This window comes from Xanthomonas pisi DSM 18956 (assembly GCF_001010415.1).
Classification (GTDB): domain Bacteria; phylum Pseudomonadota; class Gammaproteobacteria; order Xanthomonadales; family Xanthomonadaceae; genus Xanthomonas; species Xanthomonas pisi.
Genome location: NZ_JPLE01000171.1, coordinates 1 through 1,129, shown reverse-complemented (window position 1 = coordinate 1,129; position 1,129 = coordinate 1). Strand labels below are relative to the sequence as shown.

The window sequence follows — 1,129 nt, the reverse complement described above, 5'->3', positions numbered from 1 at the left end:
AGATCGCCATCGGCAATGGCGGCCATGATGCGGCCCACATCGTCCAGACCGGCATCGGCCTGCTGCATCAGGCGGTTCAACGCCTGCACCATTTCGGCGAACGCAAACTGGTAACGCGCCTGCTCGCCGCGTGCGGAGAAATCGCCACGTGCGGCGGCATCGGCCAGGCGCGCGATGTCGTTGTTGATCGCCGACAGATTGCTCTTCACCGTGTCCAGCGCTTCGTGCAGCGCCGCGCGCTGGCCAGGCAGGCGGCGCATGTCGCGGCGTAGATCGCCACGGCCGTACTCGCCCATCAGGTCCATCGCCTCGTTGATGGCATCCAGATGTTCGAACACCACCGTGTTCACGCCATGCGCCAGGCTGCCGTAGTCGCCGGGGAAATCCTCCGGAATACGGTGCGCGATGTTCTCGCCCTGCTGCAGGCGGATCATGGTCTGCATCTCGCCGTTGAAGCGCTGCAGCTGGTTCTGCATCTGCTGCATGCTGTGCATCAGTTGCCCGGTTTCATCGCGCGATTCCACCCGGATGTCGTTGTCGAAACGGCCAGAGGCGATCGCCTCGGCGGTACGTGAGGCGGCGCGCAACGGTGCGGCCATCGCCGAGGCGATCAGCCAGCACAGGCCGATCACCAGTGCGACCAGCGCACCACCGATCAGGGTCAGCGTGCGGGTAAAGCCCCATGCCTGCACCTGGATGTCTTCGGCGTACACGCCCATCACCAGCACCCAGTTCCAGGCCGGAAACGTCTTGGCATAGCTGATCTTTGGAAGCTGTTCCTTCTTGCCCGGCTTGGGCGCGTCGTAATAGCTGAAGCCATCGCCGCTGTCGATCGCGGTCTTGATGTCGCGATACACATACTGCCCGGCATCGCTCTTGTAGTCCGTCATGTCGGTGCCGACCGGTCGCTTGGGATGCATCACGATGCGCATCTGCGGGTCGACGATGAAAAAGTAATCCACGCCATCGTTGGTGCGCATGTCCGCCAGCGTGGTGCGCGCGGCTTCCTTGGCCTGATCGACGGTGAGCTCGCCGGCCTTGACCTTGTCGGCGTAGTGCTGCATCACCGTGAGTCCCATCTCGACCTCGGTCTTGACGCTGAGTTTGCGCGCCTCGATCAGATCCAGAT

At 63.2% G+C, this 1,129-nt stretch carries 1 protein-coding gene; it reads right to left on the bottom strand.

The genetic code is table 11. From position 1 onward, the window contains the following. A partial coding sequence (locus Y887_RS17585; protein WP_046965579.1) for a cache domain-containing protein occupies positions 1 to 1,129 on the bottom strand: 1,129 nt, incomplete at both ends.